Genomic DNA, 25515 nt, shown 5'->3' on the forward strand with positions numbered 1-25515 from the left:
GGCGCACGGCGGCGCACGGAAGACGTTGCGCCGCAGGACAACGTTCGGCGATTTACCGTCCGCCTTATATCGAAGGAGGCCCGATCATGAGCCGATCCGATGCCGATCTACTCGGGGCCACCGGCTGGTTCGAAGACTTCGCCGTGGGTCAGCGCATTCGCCATGCCCGGGCGGCGACCATCGACGAGGTCGAAGGCGCATACCTGTCCAAGCTGGCGATGAACACCGCGCAGGGGCACTGGAATGAGCACTACCTGACGGATTCGCCGCTCGGCGGCGGCCGCCTCGTCTTCGGCCTACTGACCGCATCCATGGTGTTCGGCCTGGCATCCCAGGACACCGCTGAGCATGCGCTTGCCGAATTGGGTTGCACCGCATTGCGGTTCCGCGCACCCGTACACCACGGCGACACCATCGAAGCCTTCACCGAGGTGCTCGCCGCCACCGATGCCCCCGATCGCGACGACGCAGGCGTCATCCGGTTCAAACACTGGGGTCGCCGCCAGGACGAGACCGTGGTCTTCGAAGGCGAGCGAACTGTCCTCATCAAACGCAAGAAGCATTGGAGCTGACCATGACCACATCCCGACCGAATCGACTGCGCCGCAGCGAACTGTCCACCCCGGGCACCAGCCCCAAGATGATCGCCAAGGCCGCCGCCAGCGACGCCGACCTGGTCTTCCTCGATCTCGAGGACGCGGTGGCGCCGAACGCGAAGGTGGGCGCCCGTGCGAACATCATCGCCGGGCTCAACGACCTGGACTGGGGCACGAAGGTACGCGCCTACCGTGTCAACGGCGTGCACACCCAGTGGTGCCACGACGACATCATCGAGGTCGTCACCGGTGCGGGCCCCAACATCGACGTGATCATCGTTCCCAAGGTGAAGTCGCCGCGCGACGTCTGGTTCGTCGACGACCTGCTCACCCAGTTGGAGAGCAAGCTGGGTCTCGAAACCGGCCGCATCGGCCTGGAGTTGCTCATCGAGGAGACCGAGGCACTGGCCTGCGTCGAGCAGATCGCTGCCGCCTCACCACGGCTCGAAGCGCTGATTCTCGGCATCGGCGACCTGTCAGCCAGCCAGGGCGTGCGCGCCAGCCACGTCGGAGTTGCCGATGAGGGCGAGGTCGGCGCCTACCCCGGCGATATCTGGCACTTCGCCCGTACCCGGATGATCGTGGCGGCGCGCGCCAACGGCATCGACGCCATCGACGGCCCCTACGCCCACTTCGCCAACCCCGAGGGCTACCGCCGCGACGCGAGCTGGGTCGCCACCCTCGGCGGTGTCGGCAAGTGGTGCATCCACCCCAGCCAGATCGCCATCGCCAACGAGGTCTTCGCCCCCACCGAAGCGGAGATCAAGACCGCGACCGAGATCGTGACCGCGGTTCAGGAGGCCGAGGCGCAGGGCCTGGGCGCGGCGAACTACAACGGGATCATGGTCGATGCCGCTACCACCCGGGTCTTCGAGACCACACTGGAGCGCGCGCGCCTGTGCGGGCTGCTCTGATCCGGCCGATACTGAAATCGATATCAAGGTGGTGAACGTCATGCCAGGACCGCTCGAAGACGTGCGGGTCGTCGATCTGACGGCCATGCTGGCCGGCCCGTACGCGACCATGCTGTTGACCGATCTCGGTGCACAGGTGGTCAAAGTCGAACCCCCGCAAGGCGACACCACCCGCACCGTCGGGCCGTACCGGGAGGGAGACTCCCGGGACGGTCTGGCCGGATACTTCCAGTCGGTCAACCGGGGAAAACGCAGTGTCGTACTGGACCTCAAGACCGAAGAGGGCAAGGGCAAGCTCCTCGAACTGGTGCGCGTCGCCGACGTCGTCGTCGAGAACTACGCCGCCGGGGTCATGGACCGGCTGGGGCTCGGCTACGAGGTTCTGCAGGAGCAGAACCCGCGGCTGGTCTACGCGACCCTGCGCGGCTTCGGAGATCCGCGTACCGGCGACAGCCCGTACCGGAACTGGCCCGCGTTCGACGTGGTCGCTCAGGCGATGGGCGGATTCCTAGGAGTCACCGGCACGCCCGACGGGACGCCGATCAAGTCCGGCCCCGGCATCGGAGATCTGTTCCCGGCCACACTGCTGGCCGTGGGCATTCTGGCCGCACTGCATCACGCGCGCCGGACCGGCGAGGGGCAGTTTATGGACGTTGCCATGTACGACGCTGTGCTATCGATGTGTGAACGCACCGTCTACCAGTACTCCTATACTGGTGATGTCCCTGCGCCGCAAGGCAATACGCATCCGCTGCTGTGCCCGTTCGATATTCTGCCCACCGTCGACGGTTGGATCGCATTGGCCGCCAACGACAAACAATGGCCCATCATCTGCGAAGCTATGGGTCGCCCGGAAATGGCCGTCGACGAGCGGTACACGTCCAATTCAGCTCGGGTTCGCCACCGTATCGAGGTCAGGTCCGCCTTGGAAGAGTGGCTCGCCACTACGACGACGAAAGAGGTCGTCGACGCCCTCGGCGGGAAGGTGCCGATCGGTCCCGTGAATTCGATCGCCGACATCTACGCCGACCCGCACACCGCCGCGCGGGAAATGCTCGTACCGATCGAACAACCCGGCAGCGACACCCCGGTGACCGTCGCCGGTCAGCCCATCAAACTGACCCGCACACCCAGCCGGGTCTACGGGCGCGGCCCACTGCTCGGTGAGCACGATGTCGACGGCATCATCGCCGAGTGGAACCTCGCTTGACGCCATCCGCAAACCTCCTGTCCGACACAAGGATATCCACTGGGCGAGGCGATCTCGGCGCACAACCAACGGAGTAGACCGATGCCCGAGGGCCACGTGACTGGAGGCCGGAAAGTCACGACCCCGGGCCATCAGATCGGTCTGTTCGCCAGTGGCGCACAGGATTTCTGGTGATCACCGGCGGCGTGAGAACATCACGCCAGTACCCGTGTCCACCCTGACGTGTTTCCACCTGAAAGTGGCCATTGACAGGCGGGCGCCCGCCGTTTCTCGTTGCGGTCCCGCGCGTCCAACTGCACCAGCGGCACGGCTAGGCCGGGCGGGAGAAGCCCTCGGGCGGTGCGCCCTCGGCGAACAGCATGGCCACCCGGGCCTTGTCCTTTCGTATCTCCCGGGCCCGCCGGTACTCGGCGGAGTCGTACCACTCCCGGATCCGGTCCATGTCGGGAAACTCGATGACCACGAACCCGGAGGAGTCCCAGGTGCCTTCGACGGGCTTGGGCGCGGGTCCTGCGACCAGGTAATGGCCGCCGTGGTTGAGGATGGACTGCTGGGCCACGGCCGCGTAGGCCAAGCCGGCCTGCTCGTCGAGCACATCGAAGTTGACGATGACGTAAGCGGGCGTGAATTTCCCCGTCCCGAACTGCGGGTAGAGCGCGCCGATGCCTCCGGACAGACCCGCGAGCACGGTCTTGCTCGTCTCGTCGGCGATGATCTCGAGGGTGCCGGCGGCGACACCGTCGAGGGCGATGCGCGCGATGTCGGCGGGGTCGGCCTTCGGCGCGGCGAGGCCGGCGGTCATGTCGGTGTCCATGTACCCGACGTGCAGCGCCGAGACCCGGGTGCCCTGCGGGGCGAGTTCCTGGCGCAGCCCGTTCGTCATCGACCAGGAGGCCGACTTGGCGGCGCAGTAGGCACCGAACTCGGGGTGGTTGATCCAGGAGGCGACCGACAGGATGTTCAGCACCGCGCTGCTCTCGTGAGAGCCGAGCTGGGGGGCGAATGCCCGGGTGACCGCCAAGGTGCCGAGGTAGTGGGTGTCGATCTCCAGGCGGATGTCCGTCAAGTCGCCCGTCAGCAGCGACGCGTAGGTGGCCGAACCGGCGTTGTTGACCAGGATCGACACGTCGCCGGCCGTCTCTGCCGCGGCGGCGATGGAGGCGGGGTCGGTCACGTCGAGGGCGATCGGCTTCACGCCGTCGAGGTCGACGGCTGCGGGATTGCGGGCTGCCGCGTAGACGGTCGCGCCCCGGTCGCGCAACTGCTTTGCCAGGTGACGTCCCAGGCCGCGGTTCGCCCCGGTGACCAGTGCGGTCTGTCCTTCGATCTGCATAAGAGCACTCCCTGCTGGATAGGTTTTTCCAACTTAGACCCTCTGAGTTGGAATGGTCAACTCAGGGTAGGCTTGCGGCATGGGCAGGATTCCGAATGACAGTTGCGCTATCGCCCGCAGTCTGGAGGTGCTGGGCGAGCGCTGGACGTTTCTGATCCTGCGCGAGGCCGTGGCGGGGTCGAGCCGATTCTCGGAGTTCCGCAACGGGCTCGGTGTGGCGCCGGACGTTCTCACCGCACGCCTGAACACGCTGGTCGCATACGGCGTGATGGAGAAGGTGCCCTACCGGGAACCGGGAGAGCGGGCTCGCTTCTCGTACGTGCTCACGGATGCGGGCCGGGAACTCCTCGTCGTCCTGCTCGCCCTGCAGCAATGGGGCGACAAGCACCTGCCTTGGCCGGACGGGCCGAGCATCCTGCGCCAAGTCGCGGGCACCGAACGAGCGGTGCACGTCGGGTTCATCGACGATGACGGAAACGAAGTCGACGAAAGCTCCATGGCACTGATTCCGACCGCCGCCTCCTGCGGCCGGAAGTAGCGCAGCTTCGAGTCCCGAGACGCGCCCCTCCCATGCTCCATGACCGGACGTGAACGAACGCGGTAGGCCTTGCTGCCCGCTCCGCGCATTCCGGAGCAGGCAGCCTTCGCCGGCGGCCGCCGCACCTGACGGCTCGCCGGCCGCTGGTCCCGCAGCGCCGACTATGTCCGGCGTCCGCTGCGGATGTCCCCGGCTGCGCCTCCTTGACCGGTCTGGTTCGCCGGTCGTATGGCAGCCCGTCTCGTCGTCACATGCCCCGGCGTGCAATCAGCCCGGTCCGCGAGGGGACGCACGGTTGTTTCTGCTCACCTGCCGCGCCCCTTTGCCTGTTCGCCGAGAATTTCTGAGCCTCTCGGGCGTTTGTGCCGTCACCCGGCAGCCAGGGTTCCCCGTTCTCGGCCTCCAGTCGACGATTGCGTTCGGTGGCAGCCTCCAGACGTTGCAGCAGCGAGGTGTCGGACGCCCGTTGCCGATCTGGGATCGTCGGGTCGCAGATGCGGGACGGCGACGGACTCCAAGCCGCTCGATCTCAGCTTTCAGGTCGGGCTGGTTATAGAGCGAAGACCTGGAGACGCCCGCTTCACGGGCGAGGGTCCCGAAGGCGATCGGGCTGCTGGCGGCGTCCATCCGCCGCAGAGCGGCGGTCGCGTGTCGGCGGGTTGCCGCAGCTCGCCCACGGGCTGAGGCAACGATCAGGTGAGAGTTGTCAGCCGGCATCCGCGGCCCCCTCGATCTGGTCCGGGCCGTCTCTCAGCTCCCCGATCATGCGGTCGAGGTTCTCGGCGAGCTGCTGGTTCATTTCGGCGATGCGTGCGTGCCGACACAAGAATTCATCCACTGGGCCAGGCGATCTCGGCGCATATCCAACGGAGTAGACCGACGCCCGACGACTACGTGACCGAAGGCCGGAAAGTCACGATCCCGGGCCAACAGATCGGTCCGGTCGCGACGGGGTACACCGGCACGCTGGGCGACGGATTCGATTCGCTCATCGCGCTCGGATACCTCGAGCTCGGCCCCAACAGTTCCGAGTTCGGGCACCACGCCGCGACCGGGGTTGCAGCGGGATCCCCCAGCCCGACATTGACTCGCGACAATTACACGCTGGTTCCTGCGGTGAGGATCGCGGCCAACTCCTCGAATGATCAGGACGGTCGTGGATTCCGTCGCTCGGTGCCCTCTGCGATCCAGGCTGCGATCTGGGTGCGGGAGGTGAATCCGAGTTTGGTGAGGATATGTTCCACATGGCCCTGCGCGGTGCGTTGTGAGATTACCAGTTTGGCGGCGATCTGCTTGTTGGTGAGCCCTTCGGCGATGAGATCTGCGACCTGCCGCTCGCGCCGGGTCAGAGGTACCCACGGACCCGACGTATGCGGCGTGTCGATGAACTGCTCACCGAGGGCATAAGACACGGCTTCGTCCATGCCCATCGCTTGGCCGCACCGAATGGCCGAATCGTATCCACGTGACCCGAGGGCGGAGCGCGCTAGTCGCACACATTCGTCGTGATACTGCGGCATCGGGACAATGCTCGCAGGGTTCCCCACGGACCGCCACAGTTCCTGCACAGCCCCCAGCAGCACTGCCGCACGCTCAGTGTCACCGCCGTCGACAGCCATCCAGGCCAGCGGGTCGAGACTCAACGCTGCGTTGACGGGGCTGCCCATCCGGCGGTTGATTCGCAAGGAATTTTCGACCAGCTCGATCGCCCTGGACCAGTCACCTTGCAGCCAGGCGGCAATACCTATGTCGCGTAGCGCGGAGGACCGGAACAGCGATTCGCCGCACGCCTCGGTAATCGAGAGCACTTGCCGGTGATACTCCACCGACCGTTTTGCGTCGCCGGCCATTTCATGGACCCAACCGAGCCCGGTCAGAACAGCAATGTAGAGGTATCCACTCCGATCGGAGCGGAAGATGTCGGCGGCACGTTCGAACGAGGTGGAGGCCGCTGCAAGCTCACCGCGATAGAACTCCAGGACGCCGTCGCCATAGGTGATCAGCGCCTGGGTCATCGGGGTTGGAGCCTGTTCAGCGAGCACCCGCCCCTGCTCGAGCAAGGTGGCGGCCGCCTCCAAGTCGCCGTGCATCGCAGCCAGGGCACAGCCGACGTACAGCGCTTTGACACGGTCGGGTATGGACTGTCGGGCGGGATGGGTGAGCACCCGCTCGATCCAGGATCGAGCCTCGCCGTATTTGCCGCGGAAACTCCAGAACATAAAGAGCGCGCTGGTGATCCGCAACCCGGCTTCGGCCGCCTGCTCACTATCCTCGGCCAGGCAGTATTCGAGCGCTTCGCGCAGATTCGGTTGCTCACGCTCGAGCCTGGCCAGCCAGTAGGGCTGCCGGTCACTGATCCAGCCCGACTCCGCGTCCAGCGCCAACCGCTGGTACCAGTCACGATGCCGGCCACACATATCAGCGTATTCGCCGACCTCCTGCAGCTTCTGCCGACCATAGTCCCGCAACGTCTCCAGCATCCGAAACCGCACCACCCCCTTGTACTCGACCCGGACCAGGATCGACTTGTCCACCAGCGAGGACAACACATCCAGGGGACTGTCCGCCGCCAGATCGGCACCACAGACATCTTCGGCGGCGTCGAGTTCGAAACCGCCGGCGAACACCGACAACCGAGACCACAGCCGCTGCTCGGACGGGGTGCACAAGGCATAGCTCCAGTCCACACACCAGCGCAGGGTCTGCTGCCGCGTCGGCGCGGTACGGCTGGCGCGGGTGAGCAGCGTGTACCGGTCGTCGAGGCGCTGCAGGATCTGCTCGGGCGACATCGTGCGCACCCGGGCCGCCGCGAGCTCGATCGCCAACGGCAGACCGTCCAGCCGGGCGCAAATCCGAGCCACGGTGGCCTTGTTGCCCTCCGTCAGCTCGAACCCCGGCACCACCGCGGTCGCGCGGTCGGAGAACAAAGTCACTGCGGCATAGCGGGCAACTCCCCGCCCCGACACCTCCCCATCCGGGTCCGGCACCGGTAGCGGCGACACCCGCAACACCACCTCACCGGCAATGTCCAGCGGTTCGCGGCTCGTTGCCAGAATCTGCAAATTCGGACAGGACCGTAGCCACGTCTCGACCAGCTCGGCCACCGCCGCCGCCACTTGCTCGCAATTGTCCAGCACCAGCAGCGACTCCCGGCCGGACAAAAACTCGACCACCACGTCCCGCAGCGGCCGCGCCGACTCATCGCGCAAACCCAAGGCACCTGCCACCACCACGACCAGCAGCGCAGGGTCGGACACGTCGGCCAACTCGACCAGCCACACCCCGTCGGCGAACTCCCGGCGCACCGTAGAAGCCGCCCGCAGCGCCAGCCGTGTCTTGCCGACCCCGCCGATCCCGGTCAACGTCACCAGCCGCAACGAGGCCAGCAAATTCTTCACCTCCGCCACCTCGGTGCGGCGGTCGACGAAACTGGTCAACTCGAGCGGCAAAATACCAGCGCCGCGGCGATCCAACGGCGGTACCGCAGGCGGGCACCATCCCTGCGGCGGCGACTTCCGACCTCGATGCTGCAGGCTCGGTTCGGCCTGCAGCGCCATCTCCTCGACCGCGAAGCCGTGGCGGCGCTGTGCCTGCCGGATGGCCTCCCCGAGCGCCGCCACCGACGGCCTTTGCTTCGGATCCCGGCTCATCGCCGTCGCCACCACCGCGGACACGTCCTCGGCAATGCCGCTCTCACGCAGGTCCGGCACCGGCTGCGTGGAGACCCGCAGGAACTGGGTCACCACGTTCTCCCCGCTGCGCCGCTCGAAGGCCGCATGGCCGGTCAATGCGCAAAACATGGTGGCGCCCAACCCATAGACATCCGTGGCGGAAGTGGGAGCCTCGCCCTCGAGCACCTCGGGGGCGGTGAATGCCGGCGACCCGGTCAAGATCCCCGATTCTGTCTGAAACCCCCCGGAGATCCGCGCGATACCGAAATCGGTCAACGCCGGCTCGCCATAGTCGGTCAGCAGAACATTTCCCGGCTTCACATCGCGATGCACAATGCCCAACCGATGCGCGCTCTCGAGCGCCCCGGCGATCTTCACCCCGATCCACAACACGGCCTCGAGCCACAACGGACCGTGCTCTCGGATTTGCGTATCCAGAGAACCCAACGGGTGGTATGGCATAACCAGAAACGGGCGCCCCTGCTCGGTGGTACCCGCGTGCAGCATGGTGACGATATTCGGATGTCCGGTCAGCCGGCCCATCGCTTGCTGCTCCCGGAAAAACCGCGCCCGATTCTGGGTATCCAGCTCGGCAGTCAGGATCTTCACCGCCACCGTTCGGTCCAGCTCCGCCTGCGTGCACCGAAATACCACACCGAAACCACCCCGCCCGATCTCCTCTGCGTCGGCGAACCCGGCCGCGCTCAACTCCTCCGTGACCAGCTCGAAGCCGTCACGGACTGTCCGAAAAGGATCATCCTCGGCCATCGGCTGTGTACCATCCGCCGGCACGTCCCTTGCACCGGGCAACGCGCGTTAACTCTTCGTTAATAGCGTATCTCTGCAGCATCGGCGGTAGGGCAGAGGCGTGACTATCGCTGCCAGTAATCGGATCTGCTGGCGGCCAATCAGCGATCGCCGATGTACGCACGTCCTATTTCTGCAATGGATGAGGGAGGCATTTCTCTGGCGGCCGGCATGATCGCGAGGACCGGTGTGGTAACGATAGCTTCGACGTAATCCCTTATGCGAGTAGCGATTTGAGTAGGAGTACCGTAAAGGAATAGTTCGTCTATGAGCTCGTCGGGTATTGCGGCCAGCGCGGCCCGCGCGATCACCGGCCCGCCATGCCCGCCACATCGGCTCCAATTGTTCGCCCCGGCCCAGCTAGCGGTGAAATCCGCGTATACCGGCACGTTCAGGTAAGCCGCGATGGCCCGCCGGGCGGTTGCGCGCACCGCGTTCAGATCTCTACCGGGAATGACGAATAGCCGCGCCACGATGTCGGCCACGTAGGTGCCGGGGGCCTCGACACGCATCACTGGCCCCGCATCGGTGGTGTCGAAGGCGAAGGTGAAAATGAACAGCAGCCCGTTTCCCGGACGGCCAGATCACCGCCGGCCGGTTCGGCGCCGACGGCCACCAGCAGATCCAGCCGCGTCCGGTCCGGCCGGCGGCTCACCGACTCGGCGAAGAACCTGTCGAACTCCGCGACCCGGATCAGTTGCTCAGCGGTGGGCAGTGTGCACGCATCCGGCACCCCAACACACTTGTACAGAACGCGATTCGGACATTCAAGATGCGACCCGTAGGAGCGATAGGCGATCAGAACGACGACCGCGAACAGAATGGAGTCGAGACTCCGTACGCTGGCCAGCAGTTTCACCAGGCGGAGTACGTCTGCCGCAGTACGACGAAGACCTGCTTCGCTCGCGCATACGGGGTCGGGAGTGCTTCCGAACCCCCTTCTCCCCACATCCCCAGTCCCCCTTCGCCCCTCGATCCGTCCACGCTCATAGCGCTCACCAAAACAACTGCCACGCAAGGGAAAACCACACACGCAAACCGAAAGGGGACCGATCCCCCACAGGATCGATTCGTTCCCGTCAACACCGCCGCACCCCCGACAGCGCCCCACGTCAACTAAACCCGTGGACGAAAAAGCCGCAGATCCGCGAAAACACACGGTGACCTGCGGCTATGCCACACTACCTCTGTGGGCGAAGGGGGACTTGAACCCCTGACCCCCACTCAGGAGTTCGAGTTATCTCATGATCACCGCTCGGTCCACCTATAGATGGTAATCGGGTCCGATCACCAATCGCCCGAACACCGCAGGTCGTCTCCGTTCCCATACTCGACACGCCCCGCCAGAAACACGAGCCTGCGACAACCGAACCAGAACCGTCACGCCACCGCTATTTCCCGATGACCAGCAGTTTTCGGTGTTGCAGGAGGTTGGTGTACTGGTCGATACCCCCTCCGGACACAACCAGTACACCACGTCACCCGCTCTACCTGCGGTTATGCCGGATTGCGGGTATCTTTTTTTGAGCCTAATCAACACAGAACCCCAGGTAGTGGCCTGTAGGGGTTCAAGACGGGTTCAGCTGAGCGAATCCTGAGAACCGGCAGTCAGCCCGATGGATCGTAGCCCGCCAGATCACGAATGTCGCGCCAGCCTACCGATATCGTCAAGGCCCTTCCTTGGATGCTGTCCCGCTCGCCACACCCATCGGAAGATGGCTTCATGCACAACGCTTACCCGCTCGACTCCTCGGTCGAGACCGCCCAGTCGACCTACTCACACCTATCGCACGACAACGCGAACTCAACGGAACTCGAAGTCATCGTCCCGAAGGATCCCCCCGACCTCACGCTGGCCGTGTCCTGCTGCACCTCATCCAAGAAGCTGCGGCACGGCCGCAATAACCGCGGACGTCGGAGCATCGAGCGCAAACACACAGCCGGACAATGCATTCCATGCAGCGACATGGATTCACTGCGCCGGCGTCGCCATCACAGGCTGCGCCCGCCGTCGAACCTGGCGAAGTCGTAGACGAAGTTCGTCGGTGGGGTCGGCGGCTTTCAGTATTTCCATCAGGTCGCCGAGTGAGCTCACGAGTTGGAGTACCTCCTCACGGTTCATGTGGTGATCAACGCGTATTTGGATCGTGTGACCGCCCGACTCCGGGGTGATCGTCGTGCCCGAGTTCGTCGACGAGGGTGATGAGTGGCCCTCCAAGATGGCCCCGGCGCGTCCGCGTGACCAGGGGGCGGTATCGACGTTGAGTGCTTTCGGCGCGGGGGCCTACGAACCGACTGACCGTGTAGTCACCCCGGTCGAACCGTCGGCGTCGATGCGGGACCAGCGACCGAGCCACCTCGCACCGGCGATCGACGCGAGTGCTGAGCAGTTGCCATTCCCTGATGCGAGCCTCGATGCCGCGGTGACGATCTTTAGTGGGATCAATCGATAGATCTGAAGGCCGGTCCGAGTGAGATACGCCGCGCCATGTGAGGTCCGGTCGCGATCCTGACGTGCGATCCGACGCTCCTGCAACGCTTTTGGCTCAACGACTACGCACTGGAAGTGAATTGATACCCAAGCCCGGCGCTATCCTGCGATCGAGGCCATGCGAGCCGGTCTGGGTGGAACGGATGACAGTGATGTCGGTTCCGATACCACTCGACTGCATCGACGGATTCAACAAGGCGTCTACGCCTGAGTCCGACTGCCCCCGGCCTGGACTCTCGCGGCACGTCTCACGGGTCAGAAGCGAGGGGACGCATGAGTGCACCTTCCCTCGACAGCCGCGTGGACCAGGTAGCAAGATCCGAATGCTATTCGGTGGATATGAGTTTCCGTTGTTTTAGGCCGCAGGCGTAGTGGCCGGTTCCCGCCTCCGGCGTTGCCTGGTCACGGCTGCGTCGGTGAGCCCGGTTCCACTAATGTGCGCAGTGTCATGGTGGCGATGTGGTCTTCGAGGCGTTGCCGGTCGGGCATGACGGTGCTGCGGAAGCGATGGGCGGCCAGGAAGGACAGGATCAGCCAGGCGGCCGCGTCCGGGTCGAGGTCGGAACGGAGTTCGCCTGCCCGCTGCCCTTGGATCACGACTTCGGCGAGGGCGTCGGCGAGTTCGCTCATGTGCTGGCGGACGGCTTGTTCGACGGCGGGTTCGGCGGTCAGGGTCATCGCGTCGGCGAAGATCACCCCGAGTGAACCGGGGGCGTGCAGTTCGTCGATGTGCTCGGGACTGAGCAGGTGCGTCAAAAGACCTGCGACTGAAGCCGTTTCGGCGGCAAAGGCGCGCATCATTGCCGACATCTGTCCGGACGCGTGTGCCACGACGGCGGCGTAGAGCCCCGTTTTGGAGCCGAAGTTCTGAAACAGCACCGGCTCGGTGACGCCGAGCCGCGCCGCGATCTGAGCCATGGTGCTGCGCTGGAACCCCGACTCGGCGAACACCACAGTGGCGGCGTCGATGATCGACGCACGCCGGTCGGCGGCACTGAGGCGGGTGCGCCGCGGATCTGCCGGAGTCGAGGATGCGCGAGCCATGACCTCATCGTATCGACTCTTGCACATTAACTTAGTAGCAACTAAGTTAGAAGCATCTTAGTCGTCACTAAGTTAAGGAGTGGGCCATGGGCCTCGGACATCTGATGCATCACAATCCCAACCCCGGCACTGCCGGACTCACCATCGATCACGGACGCAGCTATGACGTTTTCGGTGCGGTGTTCTTCGGCGGACGTCGTGGCCGCGTGTACCGCCGCCTCGCCGAGCTGAGCGGCGCCCGTCCCGGTGATCGGGTCCTCGATATCGGTTGCGGCACCGGCTATTTGACCCGTCGGCTAGCTTCGGTCGCCGCAACAGTGGTCGGCCTGGATCCATCCGCGGCGGTCCTCGAGCGGGCCCGCCGGATCACCGCTGAACCGAACTGCACCTACACCGTCGGTGTCGCCGAATCGCTGACCGCCGACGATGATTCGTTCGACGTGGTAGTGAACTGCCTGATGCTGCACCACCTGCCCGAGGATCTGCGGGCGACGGCGTTGACAGAGATGCGACGGGTGCTGCGCCCGGGCGGACGGCTGCTGATCGGCGAATTCCGGCCACCGGCGAATCCGATCGGCAGGCATCTCGTCGGCGCGCTGACCGGCCCGGCCATGGAACACAATCCGATCCACCTGCTCGAAGCGATGATCGCCGACGCGGGCTTCGGGCAGATCACCTCGGGAGATCTGCACCCGTGGATCCGCTATGTCACCGCCGTCAAGCCGGACACGGTCGGATGAGGCATCCAACCGGTTGGGCGATCGGTGCGGTGCGGGTTATCGCACTACCGCTGATCGTCCTGGGCATCGCCGCGCACCTGTGGCTGGGCAGCATGGTCGGACTCGCCGTCGCAGGCTTCGGTCTGGCCGCCCACCTGGTGATCGCCGTATTCGGCGGCCGATGGCTGCTGCACCGCACCAGATTCAGATAGTCCAGGCACGACCGGTATCGGTGCGGTCTGGGCCTATCGGAGCCGTTGTCGTGGGATCGGCCGTCACCGGCCAGGACCGCCATCGATCCGTCCAACCCTGCGTCAATTGATTTGCACCCATGAATACTGACCCGGCTACCGCATGAGCAAGGTCCGGAACTGAGCGCTTGGCGGGTGGTTGGCGGCAGTGGACAGTCGGCTCCGGACAAGGAGCCATATGGAACCCATTGCTTCCATTGCCAGTGGCAAGGTCCGCGGGCCCAGCAGGGACGGCTTGACCGAGTTCCTCGGAATCCCTTATGCGGCCGCACCTGTCGGATCTGCACGCTTCCAACTACCCCAGCCGGTTCCGCGGTGGCCGGGAATACGCGATGCGCTCCACGCGGGCCCACATACGTGCAGGCGCCGTACCCGCCACCGGTCCACGCATCGATCGGCAGCGACCGAATCCCCGGAGATAGTGTCTGAACCTCTGGGACGCCGCAGCAGGCGAGGCTGCTCTGCCCGTCCTGGTGTGGATTCACGGCGAAGTGATATGGCGGTCGAATGCGGCGTGGGCGACCAGCATTCGACCGAACCCTTCGAAACCGAGGCTCGGTACGGCAGAAGCTATCGGGACGCGGCGATAGCACACTCGGCTGCGGCGAAATGTTCTTGCGCGGCAACCTTTTCTGATGGACAGCGCCATCCGATAGCGCGGCAATGCCGTCGACATCGAAGCGCGGGCGGTCGCCGCAGCGGGCCGAATCCGACAGACCGCTCCTCAACAGGAAGCATACCGCTATATGTGCGCAAGTGCGCACTCATAGGATATGGTTGCCGACAGAAAAGCGTCGGATGAGCCAGGAGGACCCCTGTTGTTGAGCGTGCTGCGGCATAGGCAGTACCGGCGGCTATTCACCGCGCAGGCGGTCGCGCTGGTCGGCACCGGACTACTCACGGTGGCGCTGGGACTGCTGGCCTACGACATCGCGGGCAGCGACGCGGGTGCGGTGCTCGGGACGGCGCTGGCGATCAAGATGGTCGCCTACGTCGCGGTGGCGCCGGTGATCACGGCGGTGACCGACCGCGTTCCACGCAAGGTGCTGCTGGTCTCGGCGGACGCGGCGCGGGCGGTGATCGCGCTGCTGCTGCCGTTCATCGATCACACCTGGCAGATCTATGTGCTGATCTTCCTGCTGCAGGCGGCATCGGCCACCTTCACCCCCAGCTTCCAGTCGGTCATCCCTTCGGTGCTCGTCGAGGAGGAGGAATACACCAGGGGCCTGTCACTGTCGCGACTGGCCTATGACCTCGAGTCGCTGCTCAGCCCGGTTCTCGCGGCCGCACTGCTGACGCTGATGAGCTACAACCTGCTTTTCCTCGGCACCGTCGCCGGGTTCGTCGCCTCCGCCGCATTGGTGGTCTCGACGACATTGCCTCGGCTAGTGGCCGCGGACCGGTCGATACCGCTGGTAGAGCGCATCACCCGCGGCGCGCACATTATGCTGTCGCGCCCAGTGCTGCGTGGCCTATTGGCGATGAACCTCGTGGTAGCGGCGGCAACCGGCCTCGTCGTGGTGAACACGGTCGTGTACGTGCGAGATCTGCTCGACGGATCGAATACCGGCGTGGCGTTAGCCCTCGGCTGTTACGGCGGCGGATCGATGCTGGTGGCCCTGCTGATACCGCGATTGCTGGCCAGTGTCGCCGACCGCAGTCTGATGCTGACCGGCTGTGTCGTCATCGTCGCCGGACTGGGGGCGGTGCTCGCCCTGCTGGCCATCGAGCCCGCCCCCGGCCCGGGTTGGGCAATGCTCGCCGTGATCTGGGTGGCGCTCGGTGCGGGCACCTCCATGGTCAACACGCCTGCGGCCCGGCTGCTGCGAGCCGAATCGGACCTGGACACCCGGCCGTCGGTATTCACCGCCCAGTTTTCCCTCTCACACGCCTGCTTCATGCTCACCTACCCCATCGCCGGATGGGTGGGCGCTACACTCGGCCAGCTCGCCGCCGCGCTCGCGCTGGCCGCGCTGGCTACACTCGGAGCAGCAACAGCCGCGCGCGTATGGCCCGCAAACATCCGCGCGGCTTCGGAATTGGTGGTGACCGGAGGGCGGTGACAACGGTGGCGGACACGGCGATACCGGATGCCGCGCGGGCACTGCCCGCAGCGAGCCTGAGTCATCCGATCACCCCGGATCAGCCCCATTTGGACGCCGCCACCAATACCTTCCGCATGCTCGCCGATCCGACCCGGCTGCACATCCTGTGGATCCTCACCGAGGGTGAAGCCGATGTCACCGCGCTCACCGAAGCCTGCGACACCTCCCGCACCGCAGTCAGCCAGCATCTGGCCAAACTCCGCTTCACCGGCCTGGTCGACAGCCGCAAAGAGGGACGTCGCGTGATCTATCGCATCCGTGACGGACACCTCGCTCGACTGGTCCGCGAAGGGCTCAATCACGCGGATCATGTCATCACCGGCGAGCCGCCGCACGCCTGACGAGTTCGGCCGGACAACCTCGGCTGGGTACGCTGCCGCAATGCGTGCTCGCCTCAGATCAGGTTCGTTCCGGTTGCTGACCGCTTCCCTCCTGCGCACCGTCACGGTGCTCGCCGCCGTTGTGACCACGCTGCTGCTCACTGCGGGCCCGGCCGCCGCGCACGCCGCCTTGGCCGGGAGTGATCCCGCCGACGGCGCCCGCATCGACACCGCACCGCCACAGGTCACCCTGACCTTCAATGAGGCTATCCAGGAATCCTTCACCGCCCTCACCGTCACCGGCCCCGATGGAAAGCCCTACACGCGCAGCGAACCACGCGCCGAAGGCCGGAACCTGTCCGTCAACTTGGACGGCCTCGGCCCCGCCGGGCAGTACACGGTCGCATTCCGCGTCGTCTCCGACGACGGCCATCCCATCCAGGGCAGCTACACCTTCGAACTCACTCGCGCGACACCGAGCGCACCCCCGACCTCCGCGGCCACACCCGGCGCCACCCAGCCGCCGACTACCGAAAATGCCAGCAGCAGTAATGATTCGCGCGATTTCCCGGTATGGATACTCGCCGTCGCCGCCGCCATGATCATTGCGGGCGGCCTCGCATTCGTATTGCGCTCGACGAAAAGCAGCAATCGCCGCTGAGCACCGCGTCCGGCGCCGGACGACTACTTTCCGATGGTCCGATGGTTCGCTGGAGAGAGTGAGTGTGAGTTCGAGTCCGCCGTCGGGATGGTTGGCCGCGATGATGCTGGCGGAACCACACCAGCCAGGACGCGACCGCAGCGCGGCGGTCGTTCCAGGTGGCATGGCGCTGTCACAAGATCGGTAGCGAAACCGCTGCGGCCAGGCCGCCGAGCACAGCACACACGCCCAAGGTGCGCAGCACCGACCATTTGAGACCGAAGATCAGCAGCGCGGCGACGACCGCGATCACGGATGACACGGGCCGCCAACTCGCCGGTTCGGGCAGTTGCACGCTGATCGGCCCCCAGTGGGCGATGAACGTGGCCGCGAACAACGTGTGGATGGCGAAATAGACGGCCAGGTTCGCGATCACGCCGACCACAGCGGCTGTGATCCCGGTCAGCGCCGCCGACAAGCCCCGATTGTGGCGCAGCCGTTCGACATACGGTGCGCCCAGAAAGACGAAAACGAAGCACGGTACGAACGTCACCCAGGTGGTCAGTAACGCTCCGAAGAGACCGGCGACCAATGGATCCAGGCCGCCGGGATTGCGGTAGGCACCGACGAACGCGACGAACTGGACCACCATGATCAGCGGCCCCGGTGTGGTCTCGGCCAGTGCGAGCCCTCGCACCATCTCGCCGGGGGCCAGCCAGTGAAACACCTCGACCGCACGCTGTGCGACGTAGGCGAGAACCGCGTACGCGCCTCCGAAGGTGACCAGCGCGGTGCCGGTGAAGAACACGCCCTGGGTGGTGAACACGCTGTCGCGGCCGGTGAACACGATCGCCGCCACCAGCGGCAGGCTCCAGAGGATCGCCCCCACCACCAACACTTTTGCCGCGCGACGGCGCGATGGCCGCTCGGCGTGCAGCGCATCGTCAGGAATCAGGGGCGCCGGTCCGGCATCTTCGGCGTCGCGATCGGCCTTCTGCCGCAACATATTCGGGGCGAAGCGGTGCAGCAACCAGCTGACCACTGCGGCAACCGCGACGACCAAGGGGAAGGGCACCCCGAATACCGCCAGCGCCAGGAAGGACGCCGCCGCGAGCGCTATCAGCGCCCGACTCACCAGCGCCTTCTTGCCGACACGAATGACAGCGTGCGTGACGATGGCCAGCACTGCCGGAGCCAACCCAGCGAACACCGCGAGAACCACTGTGGTGGCGCCGAATCCGACATAGATCGCCGATAGCCCGAGCATTGCCAGCATCCCGGGTATCACGAACAGGACACCGGCGGCGATACCACCTCGAGTGCCGTTGAGCAGCCAGCCGGTGTAGATCGCCAATTGCTGGGCCTCCGGACCGGGCAGCAGCATGCAGTAGTTCAACGCGTGCAGGAACCGCTGCTGCCCGACCCGGCGCTTCTCATCGACCAGTGTCCGTTGCATCACCGCGATCTGCCCTGCAGGCCCACCGAAGGTCTGCAGCGAGATCGCGAACAGGCACACAGTGCCTGACCGAACGGAATGAGGTCACTGCCGTGATCGTTGGCCGACCCGACGTGCTCGACGTCAACGGTCGGTTGGGGAGTCACCGGATCGTCTCCGGCAAAGCCAGTGTTCAACCCCAGCGCTTTGTCGGTCTCTGCTCCGCTCACACCGAAGATGTAACCACGGTTGCATCGACATGGTGGGTGATGATGCCGCGATACAGGTCCCCTCGGGGCATGCTCCAGCCGCGGTTTCCCCGGCGCCAACCTCTGCCCGGCAAGGTCATTGCAGGATGCGACCAACACCAGGCAAGCGAGGGCATTGAAAAGAAAACATCTCGAGCAAAACGTGCCGACCCGGTCCGCCACTATCACCCAAAGCCATGGGCCATATCTCTTGGGGCGGAGGCGCGGACCGGCTGTCAGGCGAACCGGCCCGCGGCGTTTGCGTCGGGCCCGAAATCACTTCGAGGGGGCGAGGTTGGTCGCGTCCAGTGCCGGGCGCAGCGCCTTGGCGAGGGTGACGGCATTGTCGACGGCCCAGTAGTGCAGGTAGAACAGGCGCGGGTCGTCGGCGAGCATGTGGTTGTGCACCTCGACCACGGAGATGCCGCCCTTGTGCAGCGCCTCGATCACCTTGTTCACCTCCGGTCCGGTGAGCGCGAAATCGCCGTTGATGGCGGCTTTGCCGTCGCCGACGGGCTGGAAGTTGACGACGGTGGTGACACCGAAGCTCGGCGGCAGCACATGGCCGTCGTCGCTGATGGTTTCAGCGCGGGCGAGGGTGAACTTGAGCAGCCCGCCATCAGCGGTGCCCGTACGGCCTAAGGCCGCGTTCACTCCGGCGGTGTCGATGTCGACCGGCGGCTGCTGGGCGGGCGGTGCGGCGGGCGCTGCGATGGTGGTGGCGGCGAGTGCGGCGGCGAGACCCTTGGCCAGCTGCGCCGGGTCGCCCATAGCCTCGATATGGGTCCACCAGATCGGCGGGGACTGCTTGAGCAAGTGCTTGTGCAGGGCGGTCTGCTGGAAACCGTTGGCGTGCAGGGCATCGGCGACCTTCGGCAACTCTTCCTCGGTGACGACCAGGTCGCCCATCACCATGCTGGTGTCGTCGTATTTCGCGAAAGCTGCGTAGCCACCCAGGGACAACCCCGGTTTGATCGCCACACCCTGGGACTGCACCTGCAGATCCGAGCGGACCAACGGGATGCGGTAGACAGTGTTGTCGTCACCGAATTTGCCGGTGCGCCCGAGCAACTCGGTGACCGGCTTCCAGTCCGCGTCGGTGGTCGCGACCGGCTTGTGACCGCCCGGCATGGGCATATTCATGGTTGAGGTAGCGGAGTCGGTGCCGCTGTTGCCCGAGCACCCGGTCGCCACGGTGAGGGCCAGCAGGGCGGCCAGCACAACCGAGCGCGGGACGGATCGGCGAGGAGAAGCAAACATGGTGAATTCCTGTCGTCGGAGGGGCGCTGGTCGGGATGGACTGCACGCCGAGGTGTGTCGACAGTTCATGAAGCTCGGATGAGAATGCCCCGCGGCTAGGTCGTGGGTTCGAATTCCCACAGGACCGGCGAGTTGGCGCCGCCATCGGGGATCGGGAAGTAGCTGTGGTGGGTCGCCGGATCCAGCGCCAACGTGTGCGCACCGTCGGCCAGATGCTTCGCACCGACCGCCGTGGTGCGCCGGTCGCGCAGGTCGAACACACTGACCCAACCGCTTTCGCACGCCACGTAGACCCGTTGCGCGCCCGCGTCGTACACCAGCACGTCGGGCGTCTCGCCGACGCTGTGGCGATCGATGACCGAGCGTGCCGCGAGGTCGACGGTGACCATGGTGGCATTGCCCTCACACCCGACGAACATCAGCTGAGCGGCATTGTCGAGTGCCTGCCCGTGCGGGGCGTCGCACCCCGGAGTGGAGATTCGGTCGGTGACCGCGAAGGTTTCCGGGTCGATCAAGGCAAGGTCACCGCGGCCCTGCACCGCCACCACCATCCGGTCGATCGCCTGGTCGTACACGACATTTCCCACCTCACCCCCCAACGGCACGGTGGCACGGACGCTGCCGGCGTCGGCGTCCACGACCGTCTCGGTGCCCGCGTGCTCGTTGGTCGTCCACACCGCATTGCGCACCGGGTCGTAAGCCAGTCCGTCCGGGTAGGTGCCGGTCGGTGCGGTGAACAGCACCGCGCCGTTGTCCTCGTCGAACGCGACGAGCTGGTCGCGGCCGGTAGCCGTCGCATACACACGACGCTTGTCCGCGACGACGATGACGCCGTGCACGTCCGGGGTATCGGGCAGGGTGCGCACCACCGTGCGCGCATGCACATCGACCACGACCACCTCGCCCGCACCCATATGCGCCAGGAACAACAGCCCCCGCCCGGCGTCGAAACCGGTGTAGTCGAACCGCACGGGGCCACCGGTCAGTGCCATCTCACCGACCTTCCGCAACGGCAGATCACCCCCGGTCTGCGACGGAGCTTGCGATGAGGAGCACCCGGCTACCACCACCGCGATACCGACCAGCGCCGCAACCACCCGCATAGACCGCACCCTGCCCACCTCTCCAGAGAGATGTAACCGTGGTTACGAGCCTACGATAGGAGTTCCACCGCGTCCGAGTCCACACCCCCGGGAGGTTCGATGCTCGACCGAGGGCCCAGCGCGCCGGGCGAATGGGTTTTGCTGTCCTATCGAGTGCCGCGTGAGCCCTCGACCCGACGAATCGCGATATGGCGCAAACTCAAAACGCTCGGCGTCGGGCAGATCTCCGACGGACTGGTGACCCTGCCCGCCGACGCGCGCACCCGCGAACACTTGGAATGGATCGCCGAGGAAGCGATCGAAGCAGGCGGGACGGCCTCGATCTGGATCGCCCGCCCCGCCACCCTCGCCACCGAACGCGAACTCGCCGCGAGCATGGCCCGCGCCCGCGCCGCCGAGTACACCGCCATCACCGCCGAAGCCGCCGCCGCACCGACCGCCACCGCAGCGCGCCAGTCCCTCGCGCGGCGACTACGCGCCGAACTGCGGCGCATCCAACGCCGCGACTACTTCCCACCCGTCGAACGAGAGCACGCCGTGGCCGCCGTCGAAGCCCTCGCCACCACCGACATCGGCTCGCGGCAGGTCTCCTCATGAAGTGGGCCACCCGCGCCGGCATCCACATCGACCGCGCCGCCTGCGCATGGCTGATCCGCCGTCACCTCGACCCCGACGCGGAATTCGTGTTCCTCACCGACCCCGCCGAATTACCCTCGGACGCCACAGGTTTCGACATGCGCGGAGTCGATCTGTCCCACCACTCAGAGGTATTTCTTGATGCTGTCCATGACGTAGCCCTTTTCGAGTTCTCTCGCGTCCGTGGCGTTGAGATGGATCCCGACGCCGATAAGGACTCGTTTGATCGCCTCCTTGCTGGAGGCGTACAGCATCTTGCTTTTGATCTTGGCCGTGTCCGGAGACCAGCTGATGAACACGATCTGCGAGTCCGGCTGGCCGTCGCTGGTGACGACTTCCAGGTCGATCAACGCGTACCGGCATTCGTCCCTGATCGCGGAGAGGGTCTCGTAGAACTGTTCGTAATCCGCCTCGATCGGCGCGGTGGACTCGATCACGATCTGCGAGTCGTTCTCGATCTTGTAGATGAAGTAGCGGTAGTTGAACGGAGGGCGCTTCAGCTTGAAGTCGTTGAACTGGGTTATGACGTCATCGTGCGCTGCGACACCTGATGCCACGAGGCCATCCTTTCGAGGAGGCAGTGCGCCAACCCGACCGCCGGACGGACCGGACCCACGCAGCTACCGGGATATGTTGTCGTAGAGATCATTTCACGACCCACTGTCCGCTGCGGTCCGAAATGAGCCAACCCGCGCGGACGTCCCCGATAGCATCCGAGGTATGCCCTATCGGCTCAGTACTGACCGGACTCTGCTCGATATCGAGATCGTGTGGGCGCACCTGTCGACCGGGGCATACTGGAGCGGGTCACGTACCCGCGACGAGGTCGAAGACGAGTTCACTGCCGTCTGGCGCGTCGTCACCGCGCACGATTCCGCCACCGGCGCGCTGGTCGGGTTCGCCAGGGCCATGTCCGATGGCACGAACAATGCCCTGCTCGCGGACGTATTCGTCGTGCCTGCTCACCGCGGCCGGGGGCTCGGGAAACAGATCGTCGACCACATGATCCGTGACGGTCCCGGCAGCGGGTTCGGCTGGATCTTGTTCACCCGCGACGCGCACTCGCTCTACGAGAGATTCGGGTTCAAATGCGTCGACGCAGCCACAATGATCCGGCCGCCACAATCCATGCCGCGCTCAGCGAACAGCCACGGCACCGCGCGAGACCTGCTGCCGCGCTGATTCATTGACAGTGCGCCTGGGAGTACTGCTATCGCGCCGCCAGGCTGGTGTGGAGATCCCCCATCCACACCAGCGGCAGCGCGGCTCGAAACGACCACCCGGGTACCGCCTGAACAGCAACGACCCCACCCGGATGGACGGTACACAGAATTGCCGCAAGGTCACCGGCCCGGCCTCACCGGCTCAACAGCCGACCTGAGCGGAGGAATAGCGCAGCAAACGAATAACTACCGTGCGCCAGGTCGACCCGCGACACCATCATCGAGGCATCGGCACGCTCATCATGGACCGAATCACCGACTGGGCAACCCAACGGCAGCTCCACCACCTTGGGCTGGCAGCACATCTCGACGTTGCAGGATTCTACAAACGGGGCTGGGACTTCGAGGAAGCAGGCCTCTACCTACGGCAGCCTCGAACACATCCGTTACAGCCCCCACTCCCCCAAGACGTCCGACCTCGGTCGCTCACCGAAAATGAGTGGAGTCCGCGGTGTCGCGGGACCCACGATGGTGCGATGACAGACGAGCAGGCCACGTATCGGATCGGATGGGATCAGCTGCCCGCCGCGGTGCGCGCGGTGATCGAGCGCCGCTCGCATGCTCGGGTTCAGATGGTGACAGTTCCGTCTGGCGGGTTCAGCCACGGCATGGCCGCGCTTCTGAAATTGGACGACGGCCGAACGGTTTTCGCGAAGGCGATCCCCAGCGATGACACCCTCGCCCTCCGCTATCACACCGAAGCAGACACCGTTTCCCGGCTACCCGCTGTGGTGCCGACGCCTGCGGTGTTGTTCTCGATCGAGTCGGCGGGATGGGTGGTCACCGTGTTCGAAGCTGTGCCCGGCTGGCATCCTCGCCTCGATCGGCCCCGTGAGCTGGCCGCCGTGTTAGACGTGGTTGAGCAGTTGGCGGTGGTGTTGACGCCGAACCCGCTGGCTGAGGTGCCCACGATCGAGCAGTCCTACGGGCCGGAACTGACCGGTTGGCGGCAGTTCGCCGAACATGGTCCGCCCGCTGACCTCGACCGGTGGTCGCTACGCAACCTGGACCGGCTCGCCGAGTTGGAAGCAACCTGGCCAGATCTGGCGGCCGGGGACACGTTGCTGCACACCGACCTTCGCCCCGACAACATGCTCTACCAAAAAGACCGCGGCGTGGTCGTGGTGGACTGGGCCTGGCCCTGCAGCGGTGCCGCGTGGGTCGACCTCGTCTCACTCATGCCATCACTGCTCGCCGACGGGATCGACCCCGACCCCATCCTCGCCACTCACCCAACCACTGTTGACACCGACCCGGCCGCGATCACCGCGTTCGTGTGCGCGATGTCGGGCTACTGGGCCCGTAACAGTCGACTGCCCGCACAGCCGCGGTCACCAAATCTGCGAGTCCACCAAGCCGAAAAAGCCTGTATCTCCCGAGAATGGCTGACCAAACGAATCACAATGCCCGGACGGTAGAGCGCGCGGTCACCCGGTGGTGCCGTGCCCGCCTTGCCTGCGAGCCAACTGCTGAACGTACATCCGCCACCCCGACCGTCGAATCACCTCCATGCCTTCCCTGACCACAACCACGCGTGCCGTCCCGCGTAGCCGATACTGGGGAACACGACTTCCATTGTGGTGCCGCACTAATGGACACCTCACCTGGATCTCATTACGCGCCGAACTCAGTGCCGCACTACGCTTCCCACGGTCGGGGCTGCACCTGAAATAGCTTCGGGACCCGACGCTCACAACGATGGTGCCGCGCGACGCGCTCAGGAAACGTTCGGACAACCGCTGCGGGCCTCGCCTGGCAATCAGCAACCGGTGCGGCCCGGACCCAAGCTTTCCGAGGCCGGGGGCGTTTGTTCCTGAACTATTGAATTTCCACTGTGCCAACAACATTCGAAGTATCGATGAAGAGGGAGGTTCTGATGCGCGAGGGTGGCTGTCTGTGTGGGCAAATCCGTTTCCGTGCGGCCGGGGATGTTGATTTTCCACATCTGTGCTCGTGCCCACACTGCCAGCAGCTCGGTGGCTGCCCAGCGATGGCATGGGTCGATTTCCCCATCGAAGGATTCGAATGGGTCGGGCCCGGCGGGGAGCCTCGCTGGTACAAGACCTGGCCCACGACCGCCCGCGGATTCTGCGGCAACTGCGGCAGCACGATCGCGGCTCTCGATGTCGGCGGCACGGCTATAGGTGTGACGATGATGAGCCTCGACGACCACAGCGATCTGGTCCCCGTGCACCAGAGCTCGAAGGAAACAGCCGTTGCATGGATGCCCGCAATCGAGACAACCAAAGCTGAGGTCTCCGTCGCGGGCATGCTATAGACCAGCATCGACACGTTCGGTGTGCCCCAACAACTTCTAGGCAGTCACCGTCGACAACGGGTCAATTAGCGAAGGATCAAAGCTCTTCCCACTGCACCTAGGGTTGTGAACCGGATAATCGCTGGAATGGGTCGCATGTCGCAGGGGTTCGCAGCGCGGTCGATGTCACGCTCTCTGCGCGTGATTTCGACGATTCCGAATCCACGTGTCTGCTGCACGCATACGCGCAGGAACGCCGGGGCGTCGTCGGCTTCGACGATCCACCGGGACTGGATAAGCCATCGCAGTACCACTCGCCTTCTGGATTGTTCGTCGTCGCATACACCACTGCAGCCGATCCCTTCGCGTGTGGCGGTGTGAGAACCTATCCCGACCGGGACCACGTCATGGAGATCCGCAAGATGTACGTCGCACCGGGATATCGCAAGATCGGCCTGGGCCGCCGCGTCCTGGCCGAGCTCGAGCAGCACGCCGCCGCATACGGCGCACACGAGGTGATCCTCGAAACCGGGTCCTACAACCAGGCAGCTATGCACATGTACACATCCGCTGGCTACCACCTGATTCCCGCGTATGTTCCGGACCGGCCGGACTTCAATCGCGCGTTCGCGAAGACATTGACAACCGCGAGTTGATCCGTCGGGTCACCGCTAACCAACTGCGTCGCAACAGACCCCAAGCAAGCGCGGTGCC

The 25515-nt window shown here is 65.2% G+C and carries 26 protein-coding genes and 3 pseudogenes; 18 read left to right on the top strand and 11 right to left on the bottom strand.

The annotated features are described in order from the left end of the window. Positions 1–86 precede the first annotated feature (86 nt). The 3 genes from OIE68_RS08870 to OIE68_RS08880 are packed head-to-tail and all read left to right on the top strand — an operon-like array spanning position 87 to position 2720. Complete coding sequence (locus OIE68_RS08870; protein WP_327098894.1) at positions 87–572, top strand: MaoC family dehydratase; 486 nt, start codon at positions 87–89, stop codon at positions 570–572. Between the two features lie 2 nt (positions 573–574). After that, complete coding sequence (locus OIE68_RS08875) at positions 575–1510, top strand: CoA ester lyase (RefSeq protein ID WP_327098895.1); 936 nt, start codon at positions 575–577, stop codon at positions 1508–1510. A 40-nt stretch (positions 1511–1550) separates the two neighbouring features. Next, positions 1551–2720 carry a CoA transferase gene (locus OIE68_RS08880; protein WP_327098896.1) on the top strand — a complete coding sequence of 390 codons (1170 nt, stop codon included), beginning with the start codon at positions 1551–1553 and terminating at the stop codon, positions 2718–2720. Positions 2721–3030: 310 nt separating this feature from the next. Here OIE68_RS08880 and OIE68_RS08885 read toward each other — a convergent pair whose 3' ends face one another. Continuing rightward, entirely contained in the window at positions 3031–3396 is a 366-nt protein-coding gene (locus OIE68_RS08885; protein ID WP_327101617.1) for a DUF1330 domain-containing protein, read from the bottom strand. Beyond that, positions 3373–4053, bottom strand: a pseudogene (locus OIE68_RS08890) (SDR family oxidoreductase); the annotation flags it as partial. The gene OIE68_RS08885 and the pseudogene OIE68_RS08890, both read right to left, overlap by 24 nt. 79 nt (positions 4054–4132) lie before the next feature. Here OIE68_RS08890 and OIE68_RS08895 point away from each other — a divergent pair. Next, positions 4133–4591: a helix-turn-helix domain-containing protein gene (locus OIE68_RS08895; RefSeq protein WP_327098897.1), complete on the top strand. Its 459-nt coding sequence runs from the start codon at positions 4133–4135 to the stop codon at positions 4589–4591. Positions 4592–5297: 706 nt separating this feature from the next. On the opposite strand, the gene OIE68_RS08900 is transcribed toward OIE68_RS08895, so the two are convergent. The 4 genes from OIE68_RS08900 to OIE68_RS08915 form a co-directional block, all read right to left on the bottom strand. Next, a complete protein-coding gene (locus OIE68_RS08900; RefSeq protein ID WP_327098898.1) occupies positions 5298–5429 on the bottom strand; it encodes a hypothetical protein in 132 nt (43 codons plus the stop codon). Between the two features lie 307 nt (positions 5430–5736). After that, entirely contained in the window at positions 5737–9030 is a 3294-nt protein-coding gene (locus OIE68_RS08905) for a protein kinase domain-containing protein (RefSeq protein WP_327098899.1), read from the bottom strand. 140 nt (positions 9031–9170) lie between these two features. Then, a complete protein-coding gene (locus OIE68_RS08910) occupies positions 9171–9581 on the bottom strand; it encodes an LLM class flavin-dependent oxidoreductase (RefSeq protein WP_327098900.1) in 411 nt (136 codons plus the stop codon). Then, positions 9581–9928 carry a hypothetical protein gene (locus tag OIE68_RS08915; RefSeq protein ID WP_327098901.1) on the bottom strand — a complete coding sequence of 116 codons (348 nt, stop codon included), beginning with the start codon at positions 9926–9928 and terminating at the stop codon, positions 9581–9583. The genes OIE68_RS08910 and OIE68_RS08915 overlap by 1 nt, the downstream gene beginning before the upstream one ends. A 1318-nt stretch (positions 9929–11246) precedes the next feature. Here OIE68_RS08915 and OIE68_RS08920 point away from each other — a divergent pair. Next, complete coding sequence (locus tag OIE68_RS08920; RefSeq protein ID WP_327098902.1) at positions 11247–11522, top strand: hypothetical protein; 276 nt, start codon at positions 11247–11249, stop codon at positions 11520–11522. 440 nt (positions 11523–11962) lie between these two features. Here the strand turns inward: OIE68_RS08920 and OIE68_RS08925 are convergent, their stop codons facing one another. Beyond that, positions 11963–12604 carry a TetR/AcrR family transcriptional regulator gene (locus tag OIE68_RS08925; protein ID WP_327098903.1) on the bottom strand — a complete coding sequence of 214 codons (642 nt, stop codon included), beginning with the start codon at positions 12602–12604 and terminating at the stop codon, positions 11963–11965. An 86-nt stretch (positions 12605–12690) separates the two neighbouring features. Here OIE68_RS08925 and OIE68_RS08930 point away from each other — a divergent pair, with 86 nt between their 5' ends. The 6 genes from OIE68_RS08930 (at position 12691) to OIE68_RS08955 (ending at position 16660) form a co-directional block, all read left to right on the top strand. Further along, a complete protein-coding gene (locus tag OIE68_RS08930) occupies positions 12691–13344 on the top strand; it encodes a class I SAM-dependent methyltransferase (protein ID WP_327098904.1) in 654 nt (217 codons plus the stop codon). Further along, entirely contained in the window at positions 13341–13535 is a 195-nt protein-coding gene (locus OIE68_RS08935; RefSeq protein WP_327098905.1) for a hypothetical protein, read from the top strand. The genes OIE68_RS08930 and OIE68_RS08935 overlap by 4 nt, the downstream gene beginning before the upstream one ends. Positions 13536–13752: 217 nt before the next feature. Beyond that, positions 13753–14376, top strand: coding sequence for a carboxylesterase family protein (locus OIE68_RS08940; RefSeq protein WP_327098906.1), 624 nt, complete (start codon positions 13753–13755; stop codon positions 14374–14376). A gap of 25 nt (positions 14377–14401) precedes the next feature. Beyond that, entirely contained in the window at positions 14402–15637 is a 1236-nt protein-coding gene (locus OIE68_RS08945) for an MFS transporter (protein ID WP_327101618.1), read from the top strand. Next, positions 15634–16020, top strand: coding sequence for an ArsR/SmtB family transcription factor (locus OIE68_RS08950; protein ID WP_419150691.1), 387 nt, complete (start codon positions 15634–15636; stop codon positions 16018–16020). The genes OIE68_RS08945 and OIE68_RS08950 overlap by 4 nt, the downstream gene beginning before the upstream one ends. Before the next feature lie 40 nt (positions 16021–16060). Beyond that, positions 16061–16660: a copper resistance CopC family protein gene (locus OIE68_RS08955; protein WP_327098907.1), complete on the top strand. Its 600-nt coding sequence runs from the start codon at positions 16061–16063 to the stop codon at positions 16658–16660. Between the two features lie 172 nt (positions 16661–16832). Here OIE68_RS08955 and chrA read toward each other — a convergent pair whose 3' ends face one another. From chrA to OIE68_RS08970, 3 genes are all read right to left on the bottom strand, one after another. Further along, the gene (gene chrA / locus OIE68_RS08960) at positions 16833–18155 is read right to left on the bottom strand and encodes a chromate efflux transporter (RefSeq protein ID WP_327098908.1); all 1323 of its coding nucleotides are present in this window, start codon (positions 18153–18155) and stop codon (positions 16833–16835) included. A 443-nt stretch (positions 18156–18598) separates the two neighbouring features. Next, the gene (locus OIE68_RS08965; RefSeq protein WP_327098909.1) at positions 18599–19582 is read right to left on the bottom strand and encodes a DUF1259 domain-containing protein; all 984 of its coding nucleotides are present in this window, start codon (positions 19580–19582) and stop codon (positions 18599–18601) included. 95 nt (positions 19583–19677) lie between these two features. After that, the gene (locus OIE68_RS08970) at positions 19678–20685 is read right to left on the bottom strand and encodes a YncE family protein (protein ID WP_327098910.1); all 1008 of its coding nucleotides are present in this window, start codon (positions 20683–20685) and stop codon (positions 19678–19680) included. 99 nt (positions 20686–20784) lie between these two features. On the opposite strand from OIE68_RS08970, the gene OIE68_RS08975 reads away from it, so the two are divergent. Both OIE68_RS08975 and OIE68_RS08980 read left to right on the top strand, forming a co-directional pair. Then, positions 20785–21282 (top strand): Chromate resistance protein ChrB, encoded by a 498-nt coding sequence (locus OIE68_RS08975; protein WP_327098911.1) that lies wholly within the window; start codon positions 20785–20787, stop codon positions 21280–21282. Beyond that, positions 21279–21392 (top strand): annotated as a pseudogene (locus tag OIE68_RS08980) (chromate resistance protein ChrB domain-containing protein); the annotation flags it as partial. The gene OIE68_RS08975 and the pseudogene OIE68_RS08980, both read left to right, overlap by 4 nt. Before the next feature lie 54 nt (positions 21393–21446). On the opposite strand, the gene OIE68_RS08985 reads toward OIE68_RS08980, so the two are convergent. Further along, entirely contained in the window at positions 21447–21878 is a 432-nt protein-coding gene (locus OIE68_RS08985) for an actin depolymerization factor/cofilin-like domain-containing protein (protein WP_327098912.1), read from the bottom strand. Between the two features lie 163 nt (positions 21879–22041). Between OIE68_RS08985 and OIE68_RS08990 the strand changes: the two genes are divergently transcribed. The 5 genes and pseudogenes from OIE68_RS08990 to OIE68_RS09005 all read left to right on the top strand — a co-directional run bounded on the left by OIE68_RS08990 (position 22042) and on the right by OIE68_RS09005 (position 25457). Further along, positions 22042–22503: a GNAT family N-acetyltransferase gene (locus OIE68_RS08990; protein ID WP_327098913.1), complete on the top strand. Its 462-nt coding sequence runs from the start codon at positions 22042–22044 to the stop codon at positions 22501–22503. Between the two features lie 232 nt (positions 22504–22735). After that, positions 22736–22870 (top strand): annotated as a pseudogene (locus OIE68_RS47005) (GNAT family N-acetyltransferase); the annotation flags it as partial. Between the two features lie 150 nt (positions 22871–23020). Continuing rightward, a complete protein-coding gene (locus OIE68_RS08995) occupies positions 23021–23962 on the top strand; it encodes a phosphotransferase family protein (protein WP_327098914.1) in 942 nt (313 codons plus the stop codon). A gap of 458 nt (positions 23963–24420) precedes the next feature. After that, positions 24421–24822, top strand: a complete 402-nt coding sequence (locus OIE68_RS09000; RefSeq protein ID WP_327098915.1) for a GFA family protein — start codon at positions 24421–24423, stop codon at positions 24820–24822. 269 nt (positions 24823–25091) lie between these two features. After that, positions 25092–25457 carry a GNAT family N-acetyltransferase gene (locus OIE68_RS09005; protein WP_327101620.1) on the top strand — a complete coding sequence of 122 codons (366 nt, stop codon included), beginning with the start codon at positions 25092–25094 and terminating at the stop codon, positions 25455–25457. Positions 25458–25515 lie beyond the last annotated feature (58 nt).

This window comes from Nocardia vinacea (genome assembly GCF_035920345.1).
Classification (GTDB): Bacteria; Actinomycetota; Actinomycetes; order Mycobacteriales; family Mycobacteriaceae; genus Nocardia; species Nocardia vinacea_A.

Excerpts from the sequence above, each read along its gene's own strand:
- OIE68_RS08895 (WP_327098897.1), top strand. The coding sequence starts at position 4,133 with ATGGGCAGGATTCCGAATGACAGTTGCGCTATCGCCCGCAGTCTGGAG.
- OIE68_RS08875 (WP_327098895.1), top strand. The coding sequence starts at position 575 with ATGACCACATCCCGACCGAATCGACTGCGCCGCAGCGAACTGTCCACC.
- OIE68_RS09000 (WP_327098915.1), top strand. The coding sequence starts at position 24,421 with ATGCGCGAGGGTGGCTGTCTGTGTGGGCAAATCCGTTTCCGTGCGGCC.
- OIE68_RS08870 (WP_327098894.1), top strand. The coding sequence starts at position 87 with ATGAGCCGATCCGATGCCGATCTACTCGGGGCCACCGGCTGGTTCGAA.
- OIE68_RS08880 (WP_327098896.1), top strand. The coding sequence starts at position 1,551 with ATGCCAGGACCGCTCGAAGACGTGCGGGTCGTCGATCTGACGGCCATG.
- OIE68_RS08995 (WP_327098914.1), top strand. The coding sequence starts at position 23,021 with ATGACAGACGAGCAGGCCACGTATCGGATCGGATGGGATCAGCTGCCC.
- OIE68_RS08940 (WP_327098906.1), top strand. The coding sequence starts at position 13,753 with ATGGAACCCATTGCTTCCATTGCCAGTGGCAAGGTCCGCGGGCCCAGC.
- OIE68_RS08930 (WP_327098904.1), top strand. The coding sequence starts at position 12,691 with ATGGGCCTCGGACATCTGATGCATCACAATCCCAACCCCGGCACTGCC.
- OIE68_RS08955 (WP_327098907.1), top strand. The coding sequence starts at position 16,061 with ATGCGTGCTCGCCTCAGATCAGGTTCGTTCCGGTTGCTGACCGCTTCC.
- OIE68_RS08910 (WP_327098900.1), bottom strand. The coding sequence starts at position 9,581 with ATGCGTGTCGAGGCCCCCGGCACCTACGTGGCCGACATCGTGGCGCGG.
- OIE68_RS08990 (WP_327098913.1), top strand. The coding sequence starts at position 22,042 with ATGCCCTATCGGCTCAGTACTGACCGGACTCTGCTCGATATCGAGATC.
- OIE68_RS08935 (WP_327098905.1), top strand. The coding sequence starts at position 13,341 with ATGAGGCATCCAACCGGTTGGGCGATCGGTGCGGTGCGGGTTATCGCA.
- OIE68_RS08965 (WP_327098909.1), bottom strand. The coding sequence starts at position 19,582 with ATGTTTGCTTCTCCTCGCCGATCCGTCCCGCGCTCGGTTGTGCTGGCC.
- OIE68_RS08975 (WP_327098911.1), top strand. The coding sequence starts at position 20,785 with ATGCTCGACCGAGGGCCCAGCGCGCCGGGCGAATGGGTTTTGCTGTCC.
- OIE68_RS08925 (WP_327098903.1), bottom strand. The coding sequence starts at position 12,604 with ATGGCTCGCGCATCCTCGACTCCGGCAGATCCGCGGCGCACCCGCCTC.
- OIE68_RS08970 (WP_327098910.1), bottom strand. The coding sequence starts at position 20,685 with ATGCGGGTGGTTGCGGCGCTGGTCGGTATCGCGGTGGTGGTAGCCGGG.
- OIE68_RS08905 (WP_327098899.1), bottom strand. The coding sequence starts at position 9,030 with ATGGCCGAGGATGATCCTTTTCGGACAGTCCGTGACGGCTTCGAGCTG.